Source organism: Amycolatopsis sp. NPDC104863, assembly GCF_055582965.1.
Window position 1 is genome coordinate 738,668 of record NZ_JBVJOW010000004.1, and the last position, 21,705, is coordinate 760,372.

General features: G+C 70.3%; 19 protein-coding genes. 10 read left to right on the forward strand and 9 right to left on the reverse strand.

Translation table 11 applies throughout. From position 1 onward, the window contains the following. Window positions 1–31 precede the first annotated feature (31 nt). From ACZ63J_RS25140 to ACZ63J_RS25150, 3 genes are all read left to right on the forward strand, one after another. On the forward strand, window positions 32–1,159 hold the full coding sequence (locus ACZ63J_RS25140) for a glucose-6-phosphate dehydrogenase (protein WP_465400290.1): 1,128 nt from the start codon (window positions 32–34) through the stop codon (window positions 1,157–1,159). Further along, the gene (locus ACZ63J_RS25145) at window positions 1,156–2,964 is read left to right on the forward strand and encodes a glycoside hydrolase family 15 protein (RefSeq protein WP_465400289.1); all 1,809 of its coding nucleotides are present in this window, start codon (window positions 1,156–1,158) and stop codon (window positions 2,962–2,964) included. Before ACZ63J_RS25140 ends, ACZ63J_RS25145 begins: the two co-directional genes overlap by 4 nt. Before the next feature lie 64 nt (window positions 2,965–3,028). Continuing rightward, window positions 3,029–4,687, forward strand: coding sequence for an AMP-binding protein (locus tag ACZ63J_RS25150; protein WP_465341221.1), 1,659 nt, complete (start codon window positions 3,029–3,031; stop codon window positions 4,685–4,687). 299 nt (window positions 4,688–4,986) lie between these two features. Here the strand turns inward: ACZ63J_RS25150 and ACZ63J_RS25155 are convergent, their stop codons facing one another. Together ACZ63J_RS25155 and ACZ63J_RS25160 are read right to left on the reverse strand one after the other, a co-directional pair. After that, window positions 4,987–5,955, reverse strand: coding sequence for a R2-like ligand-binding oxidase (locus ACZ63J_RS25155; protein WP_465301894.1), 969 nt, complete (start codon window positions 5,953–5,955; stop codon window positions 4,987–4,989). Between the two features lie 20 nt (window positions 5,956–5,975). Further along, complete coding sequence (locus tag ACZ63J_RS25160; RefSeq protein ID WP_465341222.1) at window positions 5,976–6,560, reverse strand: TetR/AcrR family transcriptional regulator; 585 nt, start codon at window positions 6,558–6,560, stop codon at window positions 5,976–5,978. A gap of 95 nt (window positions 6,561–6,655) precedes the next feature. Here ACZ63J_RS25160 and ACZ63J_RS25165 point away from each other — a divergent pair, with 95 nt between their 5' ends. Further along, window positions 6,656–7,273: an HAD family hydrolase gene (locus ACZ63J_RS25165; RefSeq protein WP_465400288.1), complete on the forward strand. Its 618-nt coding sequence runs from the start codon at window positions 6,656–6,658 to the stop codon at window positions 7,271–7,273. Here ACZ63J_RS25165 and ACZ63J_RS25170 read toward each other — a convergent pair. Continuing rightward, on the reverse strand, window positions 7,270–7,506 hold the full coding sequence (locus ACZ63J_RS25170; protein WP_465341224.1) for a hypothetical protein: 237 nt from the start codon (window positions 7,504–7,506) through the stop codon (window positions 7,270–7,272). The two genes, ACZ63J_RS25165 and ACZ63J_RS25170, sit on opposite strands and share 4 nt — an antisense overlap. Window positions 7,507–7,739: 233 nt before the next feature. Here ACZ63J_RS25170 and ACZ63J_RS25175 point away from each other — a divergent pair, with 233 nt between their 5' ends. Continuing rightward, a complete protein-coding gene (locus ACZ63J_RS25175) occupies window positions 7,740–8,126 on the forward strand; it encodes a cold-shock protein (RefSeq protein ID WP_086861937.1) in 387 nt (128 codons plus the stop codon). A 12-nt stretch (window positions 8,127–8,138) separates the two neighbouring features. On the opposite strand, the gene ACZ63J_RS25180 is transcribed toward ACZ63J_RS25175, so the two are convergent. From ACZ63J_RS25180 to ACZ63J_RS25190, 3 genes are read right to left on the reverse strand one after another with little or no spacing between them, the layout of a single operon-like run. After that, the gene (locus ACZ63J_RS25180; protein ID WP_465400287.1) at window positions 8,139–8,615 is read right to left on the reverse strand and encodes a DUF2771 family protein; all 477 of its coding nucleotides are present in this window, start codon (window positions 8,613–8,615) and stop codon (window positions 8,139–8,141) included. A 10-nt stretch (window positions 8,616–8,625) separates the two neighbouring features. Further along, on the reverse strand, window positions 8,626–10,542 hold the full coding sequence (locus ACZ63J_RS25185) for an MFS transporter (RefSeq protein ID WP_465400286.1): 1,917 nt from the start codon (window positions 10,540–10,542) through the stop codon (window positions 8,626–8,628). Window positions 10,543–10,580: 38 nt separating this feature from the next. Further along, entirely contained in the window at window positions 10,581–11,360 is a 780-nt protein-coding gene (locus tag ACZ63J_RS25190) for a glutaminyl-peptide cyclotransferase (RefSeq protein WP_465400354.1), read from the reverse strand. Between the two features lie 51 nt (window positions 11,361–11,411). Here ACZ63J_RS25190 and ACZ63J_RS25195 point away from each other — a divergent pair, with 51 nt between their 5' ends. Together ACZ63J_RS25195 and ACZ63J_RS25200 are read left to right on the forward strand one after the other, a co-directional pair. Then, window positions 11,412–13,532 (forward strand): DUF3027 domain-containing protein, encoded by a 2,121-nt coding sequence (locus tag ACZ63J_RS25195; protein ID WP_465439621.1) that lies wholly within the window; start codon window positions 11,412–11,414, stop codon window positions 13,530–13,532. Continuing rightward, window positions 13,513–16,323, forward strand: a complete 2,811-nt coding sequence (locus ACZ63J_RS25200) for a sacsin N-terminal ATP-binding-like domain-containing protein (RefSeq protein ID WP_465400284.1) — start codon at window positions 13,513–13,515, stop codon at window positions 16,321–16,323. Before ACZ63J_RS25195 ends, ACZ63J_RS25200 begins: the two co-directional genes overlap by 20 nt. A 3-nt stretch (window positions 16,324–16,326) precedes the next feature. Here the strand turns inward: ACZ63J_RS25200 and ACZ63J_RS25205 are convergent, their stop codons facing one another. Then, window positions 16,327–16,554 carry a DUF2530 domain-containing protein gene (locus tag ACZ63J_RS25205; protein WP_465400353.1) on the reverse strand — a complete coding sequence of 76 codons (228 nt, stop codon included), beginning with the start codon at window positions 16,552–16,554 and terminating at the stop codon, window positions 16,327–16,329. An 82-nt stretch (window positions 16,555–16,636) separates the two neighbouring features. Between ACZ63J_RS25205 and ACZ63J_RS25210 the strand changes: the two genes are divergently transcribed. Continuing rightward, window positions 16,637–18,106, forward strand: coding sequence for an NCS2 family permease (locus ACZ63J_RS25210; RefSeq protein WP_465400352.1), 1,470 nt, complete (start codon window positions 16,637–16,639; stop codon window positions 18,104–18,106). On the opposite strand, the gene ACZ63J_RS25215 is transcribed toward ACZ63J_RS25210, so the two are convergent. Beyond that, a complete protein-coding gene (locus ACZ63J_RS25215; RefSeq protein WP_465400283.1) occupies window positions 18,107–18,688 on the reverse strand; it encodes a hypothetical protein in 582 nt (193 codons plus the stop codon). A 107-nt stretch (window positions 18,689–18,795) separates the two neighbouring features. On the opposite strand from ACZ63J_RS25215, the gene ACZ63J_RS25220 reads away from it, so the two are divergent. Both ACZ63J_RS25220 and ACZ63J_RS25225 read left to right on the forward strand, forming a co-directional pair. Then, window positions 18,796–19,227, forward strand: coding sequence for a MarR family winged helix-turn-helix transcriptional regulator (locus ACZ63J_RS25220; RefSeq protein ID WP_465400282.1), 432 nt, complete (start codon window positions 18,796–18,798; stop codon window positions 19,225–19,227). Window positions 19,228–19,340: 113 nt separating this feature from the next. Continuing rightward, window positions 19,341–20,597 carry an MFS transporter gene (locus ACZ63J_RS25225; protein ID WP_465400281.1) on the forward strand — a complete coding sequence of 419 codons (1,257 nt, stop codon included), beginning with the start codon at window positions 19,341–19,343 and terminating at the stop codon, window positions 20,595–20,597. Here ACZ63J_RS25225 and ACZ63J_RS25230 read toward each other — a convergent pair. Continuing rightward, a complete protein-coding gene (locus ACZ63J_RS25230) occupies window positions 20,594–21,625 on the reverse strand; it encodes a hypothetical protein (RefSeq protein ID WP_465400280.1) in 1,032 nt (343 codons plus the stop codon). The two genes, ACZ63J_RS25225 and ACZ63J_RS25230, sit on opposite strands and share 4 nt — an antisense overlap. Window positions 21,626–21,705 lie beyond the last annotated feature (80 nt).

The window sequence follows — 21,705 nt, forward strand, 5'->3', positions numbered from 1 at the left end:
CGGCCCGGCTACCTCGGGGTATCCGCCGACGGTGATCGACAACGAACGGGCCGCGATCCCGCCGCACGTCCTGGTGATCTTCGGCGCCACCGGCGACCTCGCCCGGCGGCTGCTGCTACCCGGCGTCGCCCGGCTGCACGAGCGGGGGTTCCTGCCGGACGGCTTCCGCGTGATCGGCTCCGGCCGCCACTCGCCGGGCACCGACGACGAGTTCCGCGAGAGCCTCGGTGACACGATCCGCGGCTTCGAGGACCGGGTGTCGTTCGTCGTCTCCGACAGCGACGACGGCGCCGACCTGGCCGAGGCCGTCCGCGAAGCCCGCCGCGACCTGGGCGAGGACGCCCGGACGCTGTTCTACCTGTCGGTCCCGCCGGCCGCGATGGGCCCGATGGTCGAGATGCTCGGCGCGTCCGGCCTGGCCGAGGACGCGCGACTGGTGCTGGAAAAGCCGTTCGGGCACGACCTCGCGTCGGCGAAGGAGCTGAACCGGACCGTGCACGGCGTGTTCGACGAGGAGCGCGTGTTCCGGATCGACCACTTCCTCGGCAAGGCCGCGGTCCGGGAGCTCGCCGAAGCCACCCCGGACGCGAAGCCGGTGCGGATCGACGTCCCGGAGGAGATCGGCATCGAGGGCCGCGGGTCGTTCATGGAGGCCACCGGCACCTTCCGCGACATGGTGCCGACGCACCTCTGCCAGGTCCTGGGTGTGCTCGCGGCGGAGCCGGGCACCTCGAAGCTGGACGTGTTCCGCGCGCTGCGGCCGTTCGACCCGGCGCGGGCCGTGTTCGGGCAGTACGAGGGCTACCGCGACGAGGACGACGTCGACCCGGACTCCGACCGCGAGACGTTCGTCGCGCTGGAAGCCTTCGTGGACAACGACCGCTGGCGCGGAGTGCCGTTCTCCCTGCGCACCGGCAAGGCCATGGCGGAGACGCGCGCGGAGGTCACGGCCGGTTCGCTCCACGCCGACCTCACCGACGACAGCGAGGGTGAGCCGTACGCGCGGCTACTGCTCGAGGCGTTGCGCGGCGACCGCTCGTGGTTCACCGGCGCCGACGAGGTCGAACGGCTGTGGGAGGTGTGCGCGCCCCTGCTCGACGCGCCGCCGGAGACCCGGCGGTACGAGCGAGGTTCCTGGGGACCGGAGGCGGGGGCATGAGCGAGCGGTACCCGCCGATCGCCGAGCACGGCCTGATCGGTGACCTGCGCACGGCCGCCGTCGTCGGCACCGACGGGCGGATCGGCTGGTTCTGCGCGCCCCGCTTCGACTCGCCGAGCGTGTTCGGCGCGCTGCTCGACGCCGACGGCGGCGGGCACTGGAGCCTGCACCCGGTCTGCGAGGTGACCAACCGCCACCAGTTCTACATCCCGGACTCGAACATCCTGGTCACGCGCTTCCTCACCGAGGACGGCATCGTCGAGGTGCAGGACTTCATGCCGGTCCTGCGCCCGCGCGACCCCGCGCACCGGCAGCGGCTGGTGCGGCGGGTCGTCAACGTCCGCGGCCACATCCGGCTGACCACCGACGTCCGGCCGCGGTTCGACTACGCGCGGGCGTCGCACCGCGTCGAGAGCACCGACCACGGCGTGGTGTTCGACGGCGGCGACCTGCGGCTCGGGCTGCGCACATCGGTGCCGCTGAAGGACGACGACGGCGGCGTCACCGGCGAGTTCGAGCTCGGCCCCGGCGAGACCGCGCTGTTCGTCCTCGAGGTGCTGGACGGCGACCCGCCCGAAGCGCCGCTCGAAGACGACGAGGCCGAGGAGCTGTTCCGCGCGACGGTGGCGTTCTGGCGGGACTGGCTCGCCCAGTCCACCTACACCGGGCGCTGGCGGGAGATGGTGCACCGCTCGGCGCTGCTGCTGAAGCTGCTGACGCACGAGCCGTCCGGCGCGATCATCGCCGCGCCGACGTGCGGGCTGCCCGAACAGGTCGGCGGCGAGCGCAACTGGGACTACCGGCACGTCTGGATCCGGGACGCGGCGTTCTCGCTGTACGCGTTGCTGCGCCTGGGTTTCACGACCGAGGCCGAGGACTTCTTCGGCTGGCTCACCGGCCGCTTCGAAGACCCGGGCGACGGCGACCTCGGGCCGTTGCGGGTGATGTACACGATCGACGGCGAGCCGGCCCGCGAGGAGGAGGTGCTCGACCACTGGGAGGGCTACCGCGGCTCGTCGCCGGTCCGGATCGGCAACGCGGCGGGCGAGCAGCTGCAGCTGGACATCTACGGCGAGCTGATCGACTCGATCTACCTGTTCGACAAGCACGGCTCGGGGATTTCGTACGACGCGTGGCACAACCTGACCCGGGTGCTGGACTGGCTGCTGGAGCACTGGGACCAGCCGGACCAGGGCATCTGGGAGACCCGCGCGGGCCGCCAGGACCACACGTTCTCCCGCCTGATGTGCTGGGTGGCGATCGAACGCATGGTGCGCGTCGCCCGCCGCCGCGGGCTACCGGCCGACCTCACCCGCTGGACGACCGTCCGCGACGAGATCCACGAGCAGATCCAGACGCGCGGCTGGAGTGAAGCGGACGGCGCTTACTCGCGGCAGTACGGCGAGTTCGTCCCGGATGCGTCCCTGCTGCTGATGCCGCTGGTGAAGTTCTGCGTCCCGACGGACCCCCGGTTCACCTCGACGCTCCGGGCGGTCGAGCGCACGCTGGTGGTCGACAGCCTGGTGTTCCGCTACGACCCGGCCCAGGCCCCGGACGGCGTCGAGGGCGCTGAAGGGACGTTCTCGATCTGTTCGTTCTGGTATGTGGAGGCCTTGGCTCGCAGCGGGCGCGTGGAGGAGGCGCGGTTGGCGCTGGAGAAGGTGTTCACCTATGCCAATCATGTGGGGTTGTACGCCGAGCAGATCGGCCTGACGGGGGACCAGCTGGGCAACTTCCCCCAGGCGTTCACCCACCTGTCGCTGATCAGCTCGGCGATCAACCTGGACCGCGTGTTGGCCGGCTGATCTGGCTGACCAGGCCGTGTGTTCTTAGACTCGGCCCTAGTCACCGCCGACTTCAGGAGGCACCATGCCTGACGCGCCCGCCCTGCCGAGCTACGCCTCGGGGATCTCGGAAGTCCCCCTGCTCGGGGACACCATCGGCGACAACTTCGACCGGACGGTCGCGGCCCACGGCAACCGGGACGCGCTGGTCGACCGCTTCGCCGGGCGGCGGTGGACCTACCGGGAGCTCGCCGCCGAGGTCAACGCGCTGGCGCTGGGGCTCGTCGCGCAGGGGATCGGCAAGGGTGACCGGGTGGGGATCTGGTCGCCGAACCGGGCGGAGTGGACCTTCCTGCAGTACGCGACCGCGAAGATCGGCGCGATCCTCGTCAACATCAACCCCGCCTACCGCTCGCACGAGCTGGAGTACGTGCTCAACCAGGCCGGCGTCCGGCTGCTGGTGGCGTCGGACAAGTTCAAGACCTCCGACTACCCCGCGATGGTCGACGAGGTCCGCGAGAAGTGCGCGGGCCTCGACCACGTCGTGATCCTGGGCGGCGAGAGCTGGCAGGCGCTGATGGACGCCGGCTGGCAGGGCGACCCGGCGTCGCTGGCCGAAAAGCAGGCCGCGCTCTCGGCCGACGACCCGATCAACATCCAGTACACCTCGGGCACGACCGGCTTCCCCAAGGGCGCCACGCTCAGCCACCACAACATCCTGAACAACGGCTACTTCGTCGGTGAGCTCTGCAACTACACCGAGCAGGACAAGGTGTGCATCCCGGTGCCCTTCTACCACTGCTTCGGCATGGTGATGGGCAACCTCGCGTGCACCAGCCACGGCGCCTGCATGGTCATCCCGGCGCCCGCGTTCGATCCGAAAGCGACGCTCGAAGCCGTCGCCGCGGAGCAGTGCACCTCGCTCTACGGCGTGCCGACGATGTTCATCGCCGAGCTCAACCACCCGGACTTCGCGAGCTTCGACCTGTCGTCGCTGCGGACCGGGATCATGGCGGGCTCGCCGTGCCCGGTCGAGGTGATGAAGCAGGTCATCGACCGGATGGGGATGGCCGAGGTGTCCATTTGTTACGGCATGACCGAGACGTCCCCGGTGTCGACGCAGACGCGGGCGGACGACTCGATCGAGCGTCGCGTGTCGACGGTCGGCCGGGTCGGGCCGCACCTGGAGGTCAAGGTCGTCGACCCGGAAACCGGGCTGACGGTGCCGCGCGGTGAGCCGGGTGAGCTGTGCACCCGCGGGTACTCGGTGATGCTCGGGTACTGGGAGCAGCCGGACAAGACCGGCGAGGCGATCGACGCGGCCCGCTGGATGCACACCGGCGACCTGGCGGTCATGGACGGCGACGGGTACGTCAACATCACCGGCCGCATCAAGGACATGGTCATCCGCGGCGGCGAAAACCTGTACCCGCGCGAGATCGAGGAGTTCCTGTACACCCACCCGGACATCCTCGACGCGCAGGTCATCGGCGTCCCCGACGAGAAGTACGGCGAAGAGCTGATGGCGTGGGTCCGCATGCGCGAAGGCGCTTCGCCGCTGACCACGGAGAAGGTGCGCGAGTTCTGCGAAGGCAAGCTCGCGCGCTACAAGATCCCGCGGTACGTGCACGTCGTCGAGGAGTTCCCGATGACGGTGACCGGCAAGGTCCGCAAGGTCGAGATGCGCGAGAAGTCGATCACGCTGCTGGGCCTGGAATCCGCGGCCGCCGCGAAGCACGCCTAAACCGGGAGCGCCGGTCGTGCGTTGCCCTTCGCAGTGTTTGTCACACGAAGGGAGATCCGGCGTGGTCCGAAGCTGGGAGTGGTCCCGCAACAACGAGTGGAACCGTCAGTGGGAGTGGTGACCGATGGCACGAGTCTGGGAGTGGTGACCGTGAAGCGCGGCTGGGAGTGGTGATCGTCGTGAAGCGTGCTTGGGAGTGGTGACCGTGAACCGCAACTGGGATTGGTGATCGTATGAAGCGCGTCTGGGACTGGTGATCGAGTGAGGGGCACCTTCGAAGGTGCCCCTCACGGCCCGGCTCAGCCGACCGCGGCGGCCGCTTCCGCGATCGCCTTCGCGTCCTCCTCGCCGAACGTCTCTTCCAGGACCTCCGGGGAGTAGTCGAGGTCGATCTGCTCCACCGGCGTCCCGCGCGCCGACTCGATCGCGCCCAGGCGGCGCTGCGCGCGGTCCGCCGCGTACTGGATGATCTCCTCGGGGTCGTTGTCGAACGGGACCTCCTCGAACTGGTCCTGCACCCACTGGATCATGTTGAGCGCGTGCGGCAGCAGCTCGCCCATCCGCTGCTGGACGGCGTCCCACATCGAGTCGTCCGCGGCGACGTGGCGGCGGCAGGTGAAGGTGCCCCACGCCATGTGACGGCGCTCGTCGTCGCCGATGCGGCGGACCAGCTCCTGCATGCCCGGCAGGATGTCGTTCTGCGTGCAGATCAGCTGCCACGAGTAGTACCCCGTGAGCGCGAGGCTGCCCTCGATGACGTGGTTGTACGTCACGCTCGCGCGGATCTGGTTGAGCGGGCTGGGATCGTCCTCCAGCGCCCGCAGCGACTGCGGCAGCTCTTCGTAGAACAGCTTGCGGTAGTGCGGGTTTTCCGCGACGTACGGGTGCAGGTCCTCGGTCAGCCCGACCGCGTCCATCCAGCGCCGGAACACCTCCGTGTGCTTGGCTTCCTCGAAGCAGAACTGCGTCAGGTACATCTCGTCGCCGAACCGGCCGGTCGCCGACATCGCCCGCATGAACGGCTGGATGTCCTCGGTGACGGCCTCTTCGCCGGCGATGAACTGCGCGACCAGGTACGTCGTGCTGCGCTTCTGCTCGTCGTTGAGCGTGTCCCAGCCTTCGCGTTCGCGGCTGAAGTCGATGTCGGCGGGGTTCCAGAACTTCTTGTTGCCCTTGACGAACAGCCGCAGCGGGAACGAGTCCCAGTTCAGGCCGCCCTTGCGCAGCGAGGAAAAGCCGGTCCGCAGTTCGGAGAGCGTGTCGGTCATCGTTTCACTCCGATAAGGATTCAGTGGACGAATTGGCGGATGGCGGGAGCGAGCACGGCGGTGACGGCGTCGGCCGCCTCCGTCGCCGAATGCGTCGGGAGGACCAGGTGCGACAGCGAAAGCCGTACGACGGTCTCCGCGAGCAGGGCGGCCGCTTCGGCCGACAGGTCCGGCTCGAGCTCCCGGTACTGCCCGGCGGCGAGCTCCGCGGCCGCGCTGAGGATCGGCTCGCCCTTTGTCGTCAGCAGCGGCAGCAGGTCCTCGCCGGCTTCGGTGCCGAGCGCCGCCGCGACCAGGCGGTTCTCCCGCGCGTGCTCGATCGTGTAGACGACGGCGTGGTGGATGCCGGCCAGCAGCCCGTCCGCCGTTTCGAACCGCTGCCGGATCCCGTCGAGGAACTCCGACGCGGTGCGCAGCGCCACCGCCTGGGTCAACGCCGCCTTGTTGCCGAACTCGTTGTAGACGGTCTGCCTGCTCACCCCGGCTTTCGCCGCGACGTCGGCCATCCGCAGGGCCGCGTGCCCGCGGTCCGGCAGCAGGTCCGCGGCGGCGTCGAGCAGCGCTTCCCGCAGGGACGCCTTCGTCCGGTCAGTGAAGCTGGTCACACCCTCACCTTGACACAGATCACTCCGCTGTCAAGGTGCTGTACATGATCGGCTGACGTGTAAATTTGTCGGTGGTGGCGGCTAACGTGTTTGTCGTGGGCATCACGGTGGGGTTCGACCTCGACATGACACTGATCGACGCGCGGCCGGGCATGGCCGCGGCGATGAACGCGCTCGGCGTGGAATCCGGCCTGCCGCTGGACGGCGACGCCTTCGCGGCCAACCTCGGCCCGCCGCTCGACGACATCCTGCGCGGCTTCGAGGCGCCGGAGGAGCGCATCCCCGGGCTCGTCGACCGGTTCCGCGCGCTGTACCCGGAGATGGTGGTGCCGAGCACGGTCGCGCTGCCGGGCGCGGTCGAGTCGCTGCGCGCGGTGCGGGCCGCGGGCGGGTGCACGCTCGTCGTCACCGGGAAGTACGGGCCGAACGCGCAGCTGCACGTCGACGCGCTGGGCCTGGACGTCGACGAGGTCGTGGGCGAGCTGTGGTCGACGCGCAAGGCCGAAGCGCTGCTGGCGCACGACGCGCGGGCGTATGTCGGAGATCACGCCGGTGACATTCGCGGTGCGCTGGCCGCGAACGCGATCGCGGTGGGCGTCACGACGGGTCCGTGTGATCGCGCGCTGCTGCTGAGCGAAGGAGCGGAGGTGGTCTTCGACTCGCTGACGGAGTTCCCGGACTGGTTCGAGCGGACCTTCGCAGCGGTGCGTTAGCTCTTGGCGCGCGCCTCGCGGACCAGCGCGATCAGGCCCAGCAGCAGCCCGAGCGGGGTGATCACGCCGGCCGCGACGGACAGCCAGACCGGGAGGTTCTCGAGGCCGGCGGCGAACATGACGAACACCGTCAGCACGGCGAGCATGCCGAGGCCGAAGAGGCCGATGCCGATCCGCATCAGGAACGGTTTGCCGGGAGACGCCACGGCGGCCTCCTTCGTCGCGGTCTTCATGGGCAAGAGCGTATCCGCGGTACCGATCCGACCGGAAGCAGGCCGACCCGTCGGCGGTGAGAAACCGCTGGTGCGAGAGCCATCGGCCGTGGCTTGAGCCGGATTGGTGTCGAGCGGCACAGTATCGGCTTCTCCCCAGGGCAGGTGGCGAGATACCCTTTACCCAGCGCGCCCTGGGTACGCCCCCGGGCGCGTTCGTCGTGAGCGGGACAGCAGAAGGACTGGTGAGGGAAGTGCCGACCGGCAAGGTCAAGTGGTACGACGCGGAGAAGGGGTTCGGGTTCGTCACGCAGGACGGTGGCGCCGACGTCTACATCCGCAAGGCCGCGCTGCCGCAGGGCGTCGAGGGGCTCAAGGCCGGGCAGCGCCTGGAGTTCGGCGTCGCCGACGGCCGCCGCGGTCCGCAGGCGCTCTCCGTCCGGCTGCTCGACCCGCCGCCGTCCGTCGCCGAGGCGCGCCGTCGCCCCGCGGAGGAGCTGCACGGCCTGATCGAGGACATGATCAAGCTCCTCGAGCTGAAGGTGCAGCCGGACCTGCGGCGCAACCGGTACCCGGACCGCAAGCACACCAAGCAGATCGGCGAGATCATGCGCGCCGTCGCCCGGGACCTGGATCCCTGAGCCGCTGAGCCGCTACGCCTCGAGCCGGAGGCCCCACACGTCGCTGGGCAGCAGGCCCGATTCGCCGGTGCCCGCGTTCAGCACCGCCGTGTACCGCTGGACGTCGACCGCCGAGATGCGGTCCGCGGGGGTCGGCGGCGTGACCGTGTAGGCGTAGCGATCCAGTGACGTGAACGGGATCGGGTCGCTCTGCTTGTACTCGCCCTGCGGGGTGACGTACTCGTAGACGATCTGCCACGGCGCTTCCGCGACCTCGCCGGGCACGGAGATCTGCACCGGCTTGCCCGGGCGGACCTTCAGCGTCTGCGTGCCGCCCTTCGCGCTGCACGGCTGCGCGAGCTGCTGCGAGTAGTCGCACCTCAGCACCGGCGTGGTGTTGATCGTGTGGCCGTCGGCGTAGAACGTGACCTCGGCCGGGCCGGGCGCCGAGCAGCCGGCCACCGCGAACCCACCGGCCGCAAGCAGGGCCACCACCCGGGAACGTCGCATGGGCCGGAGCCTACCGGCGGGCCGACGGGTCCCTGGGCAGGCCCTGGGCCGGGAAGCTGCCGGTCGGCTCCGGGCGCAGCGGCCGGTCGCCGCCGAGGCCCGGGATCAGCGAGCCGCCGCGGCGCACCAGGTACGTCTGCGTCATGCCGACCGCCAGCAGCACGCTGATCACGAGGAAGCCGATCCAGTACGTCGGCGGCAGCAGCAGGCCCACCGCGCCGCCGAAGCACCAGGCCAGCTGCAGCACGGTTTCCGAGCGGCCGAACGCCGACGCCCGCGACTCCTCGGGCAGGTCCTCCTGGATGACGGCGTCGAGGCTGATCTTCGCCAGCGCGCTCGCCGTCGCGCCGATCAGGCCGACGATCGCGGCCGTGGCCAGGCCGGGCAGCAGCGTCGCGACCAGCGCGGCCAGCACACAGCCCGCCACGCAGCCGACGATCACCTGGTCCGGGCTGCCGAAGCTGAGCCGCGACCCCAGCGCGTTGCCGATGAACCCGCCCGCGCCGGCCGCGGCGCCGATGATCCCCAGCAACAGCAGCTGCATGAACGGGCTGTGCCCGCTGCCCTCGGTCTGCGCCTTCACCGCGAAGGCGGCGAACATCATGAGGAAGCCGGTGAGCACGCGCACCGAGCCGTTGCCCCACAACGCGACGACGATGTGGCGCCCCAGCGGCTGCCGTCGTTTCTTCTCCTTCGGGTGGGCCGAAAGCGACGTCGGGACCTCGCCTTCGGTCGCTTCGACCCAGGCCGGGATCCGCATCGACTGCACGGCCGCGGCGACGCAGATCAGCGCCGTGAACCACAGCGCGCCCGCCGAACCGGAGATCGCGTTGATGCCGCTGGCCAGCGCGCCGAAGACCCCGGCGGCGACCAGGCCGAACGTCGTCAGGCGGGCGTTCGTCTTGGAGAGCGTGATCTCCGAGGGCAGCACCCGCGGGGTCACGGCCGCCTTGAGCACGGTGAAGGACTTCGAGAGCACCATCATCCCGAGCGCGGCGGGGTAGAGCAGCCAGTCGTCGAAGTGCAGCGCCATCACCACGGCCATCAGGCCCTGGCCGACCGAAGACGCGCACATCGCCAGCCGCCGCCCGCGCTGCACCTTGTCGAGCGCGGGCCCGATGACCGGCGCCACCAGTGCGAACGGCGCGATCGTGATGAGCAGGTAGAGCGCGACCTTGCCCTTGCTCTCCCCGCTGGTCGCGGCGAAGAACAGCGTGTTGGCCAGCGCGATCGCCATCGCCGCGTCGCTGGCGTAGTTCAGCATCACGGCGTAGGTCAGCGAGGTGAGGCCGGACTTCTCGGCGCCGTCGGCCTTCGTCGCGCGCTGGAAGGCGCCGACGGCCTGGCCGGTCAGCTGCCGGCTGCGCATCGCCGCCACCCGCGTGACGGTGATCTTCTTCGGCAGCTTCGGCGTGCCACCCGGCGTCCGCGGCTCTTCCCGCGGCAGCTCGGGTTCGGGCTGCGGCGGGCGCGGCTCGCCCGCGTAACCGCCGGTGTCGTAGTGCTCGTACTCACCGCTGCCGGGCCGCTGTTCACCCTGGTAGAAGCCGGGCTTCTCGCGGCGCACCGGCTCGGTGCGGTGCGGGTCGTACGGCCGGGCGCCGCGCGGTGGCGGCGGCCGGTGTCCCGACGGCGCGGCCGCGGTGGGCGCCTCGTTCGCGTTCGGCACGCGGTCGTCGTAGTACCCGCCGCGCGGCGGGGGCGGCGGCGGGGCCGGCCGTTCGACGCGGGTGGGCGGCGGCGGGCTCGGGCTCTGGTGCTCGACGCGGGTGGGCGCCGGGCTCTGGTGTTCGGCGCGCGCCGGGCTCACCGAGTCCCGCCAGGACCGGGCCTGCGCGGCGCCCGGCTCCGGCGCCCAGCGCCGCTTGGACTTCCGGCCGCGCTGCTGCGAGCCGGAGCCGTCGGAGCGGGAGCCGAAGAGTGCCACGTCTCAATCCTGCCTTACCGGAGGTCGGTCCCGCCTGCTCATCCGTGCTTTCCCGGCGTTACCGGGACGAACCTCACCCGGAACGTGACCTGCCACTGCTTCCCGGCGAGCAAGAACTCGTCCGTCCCGGGAACGGCGGCGATACCGTTGAGCACGTCTTCGGCGCCCGTTTTGTTCAGCTGGGCACGCAGCTGACCTGCGTCGATCGTCCCGGTGACATGTCCGGTGGCCGCGTTGATCCGCAGGACGGTGTCGGTGTGCCAAACGTTTGCGTACACCTCGTCGCCGACACACTCGAGCTCGTTGAGCTGATCACGGCCGACGTCGACGCTGCCGGTGACGGCGAAGGTCTTCGGGTCGCGGAAGGTCAGCCACGACGAGCCGTTGCTCATCACGAGCCGGCCGTCCGGCTGGTGGCAGAGGCCCCAGCCTTCACCCTGGTAGGGGACGCGCCGCAGCTCGGCGAGGGTCTTGGAGTCGCGTTCGATGGCGAAGCCGTCCTGCCAGGTGAGTTGCCACAGCGTCGGCCCGAGCACGGTGACGCCCTCACCGAAGAGCGGCGCGGGCAGCGTGGCCTTCGTGATGGGCGGGCCGCCGGCCGGGCCCGCGGTGAGCGTCGACGCGCCGGCGAGGCCGGTGCTCTCGTAGAGCGTGTCGCCGGCGAACTCGAGGCCTTCGGTGAACGCGGCGGGGTCATGCGGCAGGGTCGAGAGCACCTGGACGGTCAGCTGTTCGGGGCCCGGCTCCTGCTCGGGCGCCCCGGCGCAGCCGCCGAGCGCGGCGGCCAGCAGCAGTGAGGTGATGATCGGCGTGCGCACGTAGAACAGCCTGGCACGGGCGCCGAGGATGCGTGCGGCACAATTGGCCGCATGACTCTGCTGCTGACCCTCGACGACGGCTCCGTGCAGCGCAAACTCGCCGACGCGGTGGAGTTCGCGCGAGCCGCGGTGCTGGAGGACGCGCCCGAGGAGCAGATCGGCGCCCACGTGGGCGCCGCCCGCGAGGACGCGGTCACGGCGAGTCACCTCTTCGAGGCCCAGGTCCCGGGTTATCGCGGCTGGCGCTGGTCGGTGACGATCGCGCTGGCGGGCGACGACGAGCCGGTGACGGTCAGCGAGGTCGTGCTGGTGCCCGGCCCCGAGGCCCGGATCGCCCCGGCGTGGGTGCCGTGGGAGCGCCGAGTCCGAGCGGGCGACCTCGGCGTCGGCGACATCTTCCCGACGGACGAGAACGACCCCCGCCTGGCCCCGGCATACGTCCAGTCGGACGACCCGGCAGTAGAGGCAGTGGCCCACGACGCGGGGCTCGGCCGGGTACACGTGTTGTCCCGTTTCGGCCGCACGGACGCGGCGGCCCGCTGGCACTCGGGCGAGTTCGGCCCCCGGTCCGACATGGCCCGCAGCGCCCCGGACGTGTGCGGGACGTGCGGGTTCTTCGTGCCGTTGGCGGGTTCGCTGCGCGGAGTGTTCGGAGTGTGCAGCAACGACATAGCCCCAGCAGACGGCCACGTGGTCGACGTCGAGTACGGCTGTGGAGCCCACTCGGAGGTCGAGGTCGAGGTGACGTCGTCTGTTCCGGTGGCGGAGCTGGTTTACGACGATTCGCTGTTGGATTTCACGCCGGCGCCGGAGGTGGAGGAGCCGGAGAAGGCGGAGCCGGAGTCGGCGGCGGAGCCGGAGTCTGCGAAGGCGGTCGAGGCGGCGGCGGAGCCGGAGACGGTGGAGTCGGCGGCGGTCGAGTCGGAGACGGCGATCGCGGAGGCGGATGTCTCACCGGCGGAGGTGGAGCCGGGGGTGGTTTCGGAGAGTTCGCCGGCTGAGGCGGTCGCCGAGCCAGAGTCCCCCGAGGCGGCGACCGGTGCGGCCGCCGAGCCGGAAGTTCCCGAGGCGGCGGTGACCGGCGCGGTCGCAGAGCCGGAGCTCCCCGGGGCGGCGGCGACTGGTGCGGTCACCGAGTCATTGGCGGTCGAGGTGCCGGAGGCTGTGAACGCGGAGCCGGTGAAGGAAGCGGCCGCCGAGCCGATCCCGGCGGCGGACACCGCGGCTGCGGAGCCGACGCAGACCGAGGCGACAGATGCAGTCGCCGAGCCGGTTGTGACCGAGGTGCCGGAGCCCGCGGATGCGGAGCCGACTCAGGCCGAGGTCACCGATGCGGTCGCGGAGCCGCAGGCTCCCGAGGCGGCGACCGGCGAGGAGCAAGCACAGCAGGCCGAGGCGACCGATGGAGTTGCGGAGTCGGTGGCCGAGCCCGCGGTTGCCGAGCCGACGCAGACCGAGGCAACCGATGTGGTTGCCGAGCCGATGGTCGCTGAGGTGGCGGAGCCCGCGGATTCTGAGCCCACCCAGCCTGAGGTCACCGATGCGGTCGCAGAGTCGCAGGTGGCCGAGGCCGCGGCGGTCGCCGAGGCACCGGAGTCGGCGCAGGCCGATGTGGTTGCTGAGCCGGTCGCGGCGGAATCTGCCGGCGCGGACCAAGCCCAGGTCGAGGTGACCGATGTGGTCGCCGAGCCGGTGGCCGCTCAGGCGGCGGAGCCCGCCGATGCGGAGACAACCCGGCCCGAGGTGACTGATGCGGTCACAGAGCCGCAGGTGGCTGAGACCGAGGCGCCGGAGTCGGCGCAGGCCGATGTGGTCGCCGAGCCGGTTGCTGCCGAGGTGCCGGAGCCTGCCGATGCCGGGCCGACGCAGGCTGAGGTGGCTGATGCGGTCGCTGAGTCGCAGGCGGCGGCCGAAGCGGTGGTGGAGCCTGCCGAGCCGACCCAGGGCGACGTGACCGACTCCGCCGCTGAGGCGCACACAACCCCTGGCTCGCACGAATCCGCGGCTGAAACTCAAGGGATTCCCCCGGAGGCGAGCCGGCTTTCGGCGGCTGGGGTTGCTGAATCCCTCGCGACCGACACCTCCGGTGAGCGGCTCGTCGACGTGACCGACCAAGACGTCGAGGCGACCGACGGCGGGACCGAAGAGCGCGGTGACCAGCGCAACGGCTGAGCCGCACGGTGCCGATCCCTTCGGCACTGCGCGGCTCCGCGAAGCGACCCTGCGCGCCTGGCAGGACTCGCCCACCCGGCTCACCGAAGACACCAACGTCGAGCGGGACCTTCGCGTCGGCGCCTATCGGGATCGGCTTTTTGTCGAGCTCGCCCAGAATGCCGCCGACGCCGCCATGGCCGCCGGTAAGCCTGGGCGGGTTCGGGTGTCTCTTGTGGACCGTGAACTCCGGTTTGCCAACACCGGGGCTCCGCTTGACGCACGTGGCGTCGCGTCGCTCGCTTCGCTGCGGGCCTCCGGTAAAACCGGTGAGACCGTCGGGCGGTTCGGGGTTGGTTTTGCCGCCGTGCGCACCGTTTCCGACGAACCCCGCGTCGTCTCCACGACCGGTGGGGTTGTCTTCTCCGCCGATCGCACTCGGGAAGCCGCCGGTATCAGCGGTGACGTCCCCGTGCTGCGGCTGCCGTGGCCCGTGGCCGCCGATGTTCCCGCTGGCTTCGACACCGAAGTTCGGTTGCCGCTTCGGGACGACGTTGACGGGCGCGCGCTGCTCGACCAGCTTGCCAGCGACGTCGCCGATCTGCTCCTTGCTCTGCCCTGGCTGGCGGAAGCCGATGTGGACGGTCGCGTTTGGACTCGGGTTGCCGAGGGTGACGTTGTTGTCGTGCGGGGGCCGGAGCGGGAGACTCGCTGGCTGACCCACCGCGGTGACGTCGTCTGGGCCGTTCCGGTTGACCGGGAAGGCATTCCGCAACCGCTCGACGAGGACGTCCTGCACGCGCCGACGCCGACCGATGACGCCTTGTCGCTTCCCGCCCGGCTTCTTGCGTCCGTGCCGGTCGAGCCTTCGCGTCGGCGCGCGCTGCCTGGCGACGAACTCGCCAAGGCACTTGAGAGTGCCGCTGCCGAGTACGTCGGGCTCGTTCGGCTTTTGCCGGACGAGAACCGGTTCAGTCTTGTTCCCAAGCCAGGATTTCCGAAGTCCACTGTGGACGCCAAGCTGCACGACGAAGTGCTGGCGAACCTTGCGAGGGAGCCTTGGCTGTCCACTCAGGACGGCGTCGAGGTGAGTGGACGCCAGGCGCGAGTCATCGACGTTGAGGTGCCTGGGCTCGCGAAGCTCCTGGCTGACGTTGTGCCTGGGCTGATCAAGAGTTCCGCGCCCGCGCAGACGTTGAAAGCCGTCTCCGTCCAGGTGATCAGCATCGAAGAGGTGCTGGAAACGCTTACCGGGATCAGCCGGGAGCCCGGCTGGTGGCACGACGTCTACGCCGCGCTGACGATCGCCGTCGAGTCGCACGCGCTGGCCGTGTCCAGGTTGGACGGTCTTCCCGTTCCGCTGTCGGACGGCCGGACGTTGCCGGGGGCCAAGGGGTGTCTGCTCGTCGAAGGTTCCGCCGAGCTGCTCGAACTGCTGTCCGATGTGGACATTCCGGGACTGCGGCTGGTGCACCCGGCCGCGTCGCACCCGCTGCTGGAACGCCTGGGTGCCAAGCAAGCCGACGCTCGTGAGCTGCTCAACGCCGATGAGCTGCGGGACGCCGTGGAGCGCAGTGTCGAAGACGTTCGGTCCGGATTGGACGGTACGACTCTCGCGGGCGCTGTTCTCCGGTTGATCGCCGACTGCGGAAACGACGCCCCGCGCTGGGTGGGCGCACTTGCCTTGCCCGCCACAGATTCCTGGCGACGCGCCGATGAACTGCTGCTCCCGAACTCGCCGTTGCTCGACATCTTCGACGAAGAGGTCTTCGAGGAAGACGGTGCACTCGACGTCCTCGACGAGGACTTCGCGGAAGACTGGCCCGCCGAGACGCTGCAAGCCGCCGGGGTGCTCGACTCCTTCGCGCTCGTTGTCGACGACGAACCGCACGAACCTGACCACGACCTGCCGGACGAAGAAGCCTGGTGGGACTCGTTGACGGAGCCGCCGTCGACGCTCGTTGCGATCCGGGACCTCGACCTCGTCGCCGACGACGCCTGGCCCGCCGCGCTCAAGCTGCTGGCCGCGCGGCCGGAGACGTTCCGCGCCCTGCGTGGACACGCGTCCTGGTGGATCGCGCAGTACGCCCTGCTCGGCGGGTTCGCGCCGAACGAATGGCGACTCGGGAACGCCGACCTGGCCGGGCTTTACGACGAAGTTCCCGACGTCGGACTGAGCACGGACCTGCTCGAAGTCGCGGGTGTGCGCACGGACCTGACGCTGTCCACTGTGGATGAAGCGGAAGACGTCCTGAAACGGCTTGCCGATCCCGATAGGACAGTCTCACCGGGACTGACCACCCGCGCCTACGACGCCGTTGTCGAGTCCGGGTTGGACCCGCGACCGCCGGAAGCCGTCCGGGCCGCGGACGGGTCCGTTGTGGACGACGCGCTGGTCCTCGACGTGCCCTGGGTGGCCGGCGCCCTCGAACCGAACCAGTACGTCGTCGCGCCGGAGGAGCCGGAGCGGCTCTCGGCCCTGCTCGACCTTCCGCTGGCCGGCACCGAGGACGCCGAGGTGACCAGCCAGGGTGAGTACGCGCCCTGGGCCGAGCTGCCCGCGCTGAAGCTCGTCGCCGACCAGCTCGGCATCCGGCTGCCTGAGGGCGGGGTGCTGGTGCACGACCCCCTGACCGTGGTGATCCGGGGCGCCGAACACGACGTCCAGTGGTGGTCCGACGATCGGCTGCACGCGGCCGACACCTCCGAGGGCCTGGCCCGCGCCTTCGCCTGGGCGGCCGGGCGCTGGCCCGACCGGCACCTGGTCACGGCGCTGCTCGACGACCCGTCGCCGAGGACACTCTTGGCGTAGCGGTCAGAGCCGCTGAGCCGACTTCGAGCCCCGCCGAGCGGCCGCGCGCTGCCAGGCGATGATCGCCAGGCCGATGAACCCGAGCACGAACCCGGACAGCGCCGTCTGCACCCACAGCCCCGAAGTCGTGAAGAAGAGCACCACCAGCGCGACAGTCCAGATCGAGGTGCCTACGATCACCACCGGCGTCAGGTCGGTCAGCCGCTTGGGCAGCTCCGGCGTGTGCCGCAACGAGCCCGTAACCTCCGGTGGATTGCTCGGATCACTCACGAGGTGCAGGGTACTCCGCAGCAGCGAGAGAATGGGCAGGCGAATGGCGGAGCAGGAGACGACCCGCACCGGGACGTCCACACTGGACCGGTTCTTCAAGATCACCGAACGGGGTTCGACCGTCCCGCGCGAGCTGCGCGGCGGCCTGGTCACCTTCGTCACGATGGCCTACATCGTGGTGCTGAACCCGCTGATCATCGGCAGCTTCGCCGCTGACGACGCGGGCGCGCACAAGGACCTCCTCGGCGGCATCCTGCCGGTTCCGCAGGTGGCGGCGGTCACGGCGCTCGTCGCCGGTGTCATGACCATCCTGATGGGCCTGGTCGCGAACTACCCGTTCGCCATCGCCACCGGCCTGGGCATCAACAGCCTGGTCGCGGTCACCATCGCCCCGCAGATGACCTGGCCCGAGGCGATGGGCCTGGTGGTCATCGAGGGCGTCATCATCGTGCTGCTCGTGCTCACCGGCTTCCGCACCGCGGTGTTCCGGGCCGTGCCCGCGTCGCTGAAGTCGGCGATCGCGGTCGGCATCGGCGTCTTCATCTGCCTGATCGGGCTGGTCGACGCCGGGTTCGTCCGCCGGCTGCCGGACGACGCGCACACCACCGTCCCGGTGGGCCTCGGCATCAACGGCTCGATCGCCTCCTGGCCGACCGCGGTGTTCGTCGTCGGCCTGCTGGTCACCGGCATCCTGGTGGTGCGCAAGGTCAAGGGCGCGATCCTGATCGGCGTGCTGTCCTCGACCGTGCTGGCCATCGTCGTGGAGGCGATCGTCAAGGCCGGGCCGTCGCAGGGCACGAACCCGAAGGGCTGGAACCTCGGCTACCCGGCGCTGCCGGACCAGGTCGTCGGCCTGCCGAACCTGTCCCTGGTGGGCGACGTCTCGTTCGGCGCCTGGACGCGGCTGCCGATCATCACCGTCTGCCTGCTGGTGTTCACGCTGGTCCTGGCCGACTTCTTCGACGCGATGGGCACCATGACCGGCCTCGCGAAGGAGGCCGACCTGCTGCCGAAGGACGGCCAGCTGCCCAACGTCGGCAAGGCACTGTTCGTCGAGGGCCTCGCCGGCGCGGCCGGTGGTTTCGGCTCGGCCAGCTCGAACACGGTGTTCGTCGAGTCCGCGTCCGGCATCGCCGAGGGCGCGCGGACCGGCCTGGCGAACGTCGTCACCGGCGTGCTGTTCATCGCCGCGATGTTCCTCACGCCGCTGTACCAGGTCGTGCCGGTCGAGGCGGCCGCGCCCGCGCTGGTCGTGGTCGGCGCGATGCTGATGGCGCAGGTGCGCGACATCGACTTCACCGACTACTCGATCGCGCTGCCCGCGTTCCTGACGATCGTCGTCATGCCGTTCACGTACTCGATCGCCAACGGCATCGGCGCGGGCTTCGTCAGCTACGTCGTGATCCGCGCGGCCACCGGCAAGGCGCGCCAGGTGCACCCGCTGATGTGGGTGATCGCGCTGGCGTTCGTCGCCTACTTCGCCGTCGGGCCGATCCAGGCGGCGTTCCGCTGATCAGCCCGCGCCGCTGACCTCGAGGGCGTCCGCCAGGACGTTCAGGTGGCTGAGGAACTCCGGTTGGGGAGCCTCGTAGCGGATGGTGATCAGCACGTCGCCGACACCGACGCCGACGAGGTTCACCTGCCGGAGCACGCCGTCGCGGACGTAGGAGTAGTCCCATTCGGCGGCTTCGTCGTAGGCGACATCGGCGTGCTTCGCGACGGTGCCGGGGTGGGGGCTCGCTTTCGCGATGGCCTGCAGGGCGCTGAGCGCGTCCTCCTGCGTGATCGGCACGCGGTCGGTCTCCAGGACGAGCTCGCCGCTGCGGTAGGTCGCGCGGTCCTTGTCGTGCGTGGCGGCCCAGCCGGTCGGGACCGGGATTTCGAAGTCGAAGCCGCCGGTCTCGCTGCCGGGCTGGGCCGGGAAGTCGTAGATCTCCTTCGTCTCCTGGTACGGGAGCGTGGTGGTCGTCGGCATCGACGGCAACGGCGGTGGTGGGGCGGCCGCCGGAGCGTCTTCACCGCGGAAGAACTGCGCCGCCACGATCACCAGGACCGCCGCGCCGACCACGGCCGAGCCCACCAGCTTCTTGTTCATCCGACTCCCCAGGTGCGTCCCCCTGGTGAGGACGCGCGGCCCTCTTCCGGGTTGCGGTTGACGGAGATCACCCGTGCGGTGGAAGTTTCGTAAGGTATGCTAACTATATGTCCGGCGACACGCACGAACGCTCCTTGGCGAGCCGTCTGCGTCTCGCGGTGGTCCGGCTCAACCGCCGGCTGCGGGCACAGCGCGTCGGGGACGACCTCACGCTGACGCAGGTCGCCGCGCTGTCCACCCTGCACAAGTGCGGTCCGCTGACCCCGGGTCAGCTCGCCGCGAAGGAAGGCGTCCAGCCACCTTCGATGACGAGGGTGATCGCCGCGCTCGAGGAGATGAAGTTCGTCGAGCGGCGCCCGCACCCGACCGATGGCCGGCAGGCCATCGTCGAGCTGTCCGAAAGCGGGCTGGCGTACGTGCGCAAGGCCATCTCCGTGCGAGAGGCCTGGCTGGACCGGCAATTGGCGGAACTCGGCGACGAAGAGCGCGAAGTGCTCTCGAAAGCCGCCGAAATCATAGACAGGATGGCGGGGAACTAACCACGGTGACGGCCACGGGTAGCGAAACCAAACGTTCCATCGAGACCACTGCTACCCGGGACACGGCCCCACCGCCGTCCGCCTCGCCACCATCTCCTCCGAAGCGCGGCAGCATGTTCGCGTCGCTGCGGGTCCGCAACTACCGGCTGTTCTTCACCGGCCAGGTCATCTCGAACATCGGCACCTGGATGCAGCGCATCGCCCAGGACTGGCTGGTGTTCACCCTCAGCGGCAACAACCCGATCGCCCTCGGTGTCGCCGTCGCGCTGCAGTTCACGCCGACGCTGTTCCTCTCGCTGTGGGCCGGCGTGCTCGCCGACCGTGTCGACAAGCGCCGGCTGCTGACCTGGATCCAGGCCGCGGCGTGTTCCCAGGCCGTGGTGCTGGGGGTGCTCGACCTGAGCGGGTTCGTCGAGCTGTGGCAGGTCTACGTCCTGTGCTTCACGCTCGGCGTCACCGCGGCGCTCGAAGTGCCGACGCGCCAGTCGTTCGTCGCCGAGATGGTGGGCCGCGACCAGGTCGCCAACGCCGTCGCGCTCAACTCGTCGATCTTCAACATGGCGCGCATCGTCGGCCCGGCCATCGCCGGGTTCGCGATCACCTGGATCGGCACCGGCTGGCTGTTCATCGCGAACGCCGCCAGCACGGTCGCCGTGATCACCGGGCTGATCCTGATGAACCCGGACAAGCTCTTCCGCGTCGCGGCGGTGCCGCGCGAGAAGGGCCAGCTGGTCGAGGGCCTGCGGTACGTCCGGCGGCGCTCCGACCTGATGACGGTGATGGTGCTGGTGCTGTTCGTCAGCACGTTCGGCATCACGTACTTCAGCTCGCTCCCGATCGTCGCGGCGAACGTGTTCCACACCGCCGCCGACGGCTACGGGCTGCTGTCGACGCTGGTCGCGGTCGGCACCTTCACCGGCGCGATCATGTCGGCCCGCCGCGGGACGAAGGGCCGGCCGAGGGTGCGGCTGATGTTGATCTCGGCGTTCTTCCTCGGCGTGTTCGAGCTGCTCACGGCGTTCATGCCGACGTACCTGACGTTCGGTCTCGGCCTGATCCCGCTCGGCTTCGCCACGATGACGTTCCTCAACACCGCGAACGCGCTGGTGCAGACCTCGGTCAGCCCCGAGATGCGCGGCCGCGTGATGGGCCTGTACGTGCTGGTGCTGATCGGCGGCAACCCGATCGGCGGGCCGATGGTCGGCTGGATGGCGCAGGCGTTCGGCGGACGGTCTCCCTTCTACATCGGCGGGGCGGTTTCGGCGCTGGCCGCGGTGGTGTGCGCGGTGGTTTTGATCCGGCGGGGCGGGGTTTCCTGGCCGGTGCAGCGCGGGTTCGGGCTTCGGGTGTTGAAGCGGGCGAAGGTCTAGCGACCGAGCAGCGGAGGCACCACCTTCTCGGCCAGGTCGCGGATCCCCGGCAGGGTTCGTTCGAAGTCGTACCTCCGGATGACGAGGGTCTGCGCGGAACCGTCGACGAGCTGGACCTCGATGACCCCGCCTGGCTCGCTCACGTCCGCCGGCCGGCCCGCGAAGCGATCGCCGAAAGCCCGGGTCGAGCTGGCCGGGTTGTACGAGAGCTCGACCTCGGCGCCGTCCGTGTTGTGCTCACAGGTGCCAGGCCATTTCGGCTCGACGGCGTCGGGACCGAGGCCCAGCGCCCGGGCCAGCTGGGTGCAGAGCTGCCGCATGATCAGGGGGTAGGCGGTGTCGGCGATGCCGGTACCGGTGATCGGGGTCATCTCGGGTGGGTGCGCCTGCTCCTCCTGACTCGGCAGTGCCGGCCCCGGCGTGGTGATCGCGCGGACCATCGTGGTGCCGAGCTCCTCCGCCATCCCACGGAAGTCGCGCTCGGCGTGGACGCCGACCTGGTTCGCGACGCGGAGCTGGAGTTCGGGCGCCGCCCACGGGTCACCGGTGTCGGCGAGCCGGACAGTCAGCACGGCGTCGATGGCGGGCCGGGTCGGGCTCTTCGCCACCTTCCCTTGGCGCCCGGCCACGGTGACCGGGGCCGGTTCGACGCCGTCGACCGGAGGCCGGTCGTAGGTGCTCGCGGTGACCTCCAGCTCGGCGGTGACCACGTGGCACGAGGTGCCCGACACTTCGCGGAGGACCGGGCCGCCCAGCACCCTGCGCCAAGTTTCTTCCGGGACGGCGTTGCACAGCACCTGACCCCGGCTTCCGGCCGGCAGCGCCGCGGCCATTTCCCCGGTCGGCATCGGGACCGGGCGGATCGCCTCACCGTTCGCCGACGGCCACGAGAACGGCAGTGCTCGTGGTGGTTCCGCCGGTGGATCACGGGTCAGGAACCAGGCCGCAGTGCCCAGCAAGCTGACCGCGGCAGCCGTCGTCACCGCGATCAACACAGTGTGGTCCTTGTACTTCCCCCTGGTGTTCACGCTGTGACCGTATCGGCACGCACCGACAGAATCCGGCGTTTTCGCACACCTGAGGCCACACGAACGGGTGAGATCGGGGT

Excerpts from the sequence above, each read along its gene's own strand:
- ACZ63J_RS25145 (WP_465400289.1), top strand. The coding sequence starts at position 1,156 with ATGAGCGAGCGGTACCCGCCGATCGCCGAGCACGGCCTGATCGGTGAC.
- ACZ63J_RS25180 (WP_465400287.1), bottom strand. The coding sequence starts at position 8,615 with ATGCGACGTTCCCGGGTGGTGGCCCTGCTTGCGGCCGGTGGGTTCGCG.
- ACZ63J_RS25210 (WP_465400352.1), top strand. The coding sequence starts at position 16,637 with ATGGCGGAGCAGGAGACGACCCGCACCGGGACGTCCACACTGGACCGG.
- ACZ63J_RS25215 (WP_465400283.1), bottom strand. The coding sequence starts at position 18,688 with ATGAACAAGAAGCTGGTGGGCTCGGCCGTGGTCGGCGCGGCGGTCCTG.
- ACZ63J_RS25150 (WP_465341221.1), top strand. The coding sequence starts at position 3,029 with ATGCCTGACGCGCCCGCCCTGCCGAGCTACGCCTCGGGGATCTCGGAA.
- ACZ63J_RS25170 (WP_465341224.1), bottom strand. The coding sequence starts at position 7,506 with ATGAAGACCGCGACGAAGGAGGCCGCCGTGGCGTCTCCCGGCAAACCG.
- ACZ63J_RS25220 (WP_465400282.1), top strand. The coding sequence starts at position 18,796 with ATGTCCGGCGACACGCACGAACGCTCCTTGGCGAGCCGTCTGCGTCTC.
- ACZ63J_RS25155 (WP_465301894.1), bottom strand. The coding sequence starts at position 5,955 with ATGACCGACACGCTCTCCGAACTGCGGACCGGCTTTTCCTCGCTGCGC.
- ACZ63J_RS25195 (WP_465439621.1), top strand. The coding sequence starts at position 11,412 with ATGACTCTGCTGCTGACCCTCGACGACGGCTCCGTGCAGCGCAAACTC.
- ACZ63J_RS25225 (WP_465400281.1), top strand. The coding sequence starts at position 19,341 with ATGTTCGCGTCGCTGCGGGTCCGCAACTACCGGCTGTTCTTCACCGGC.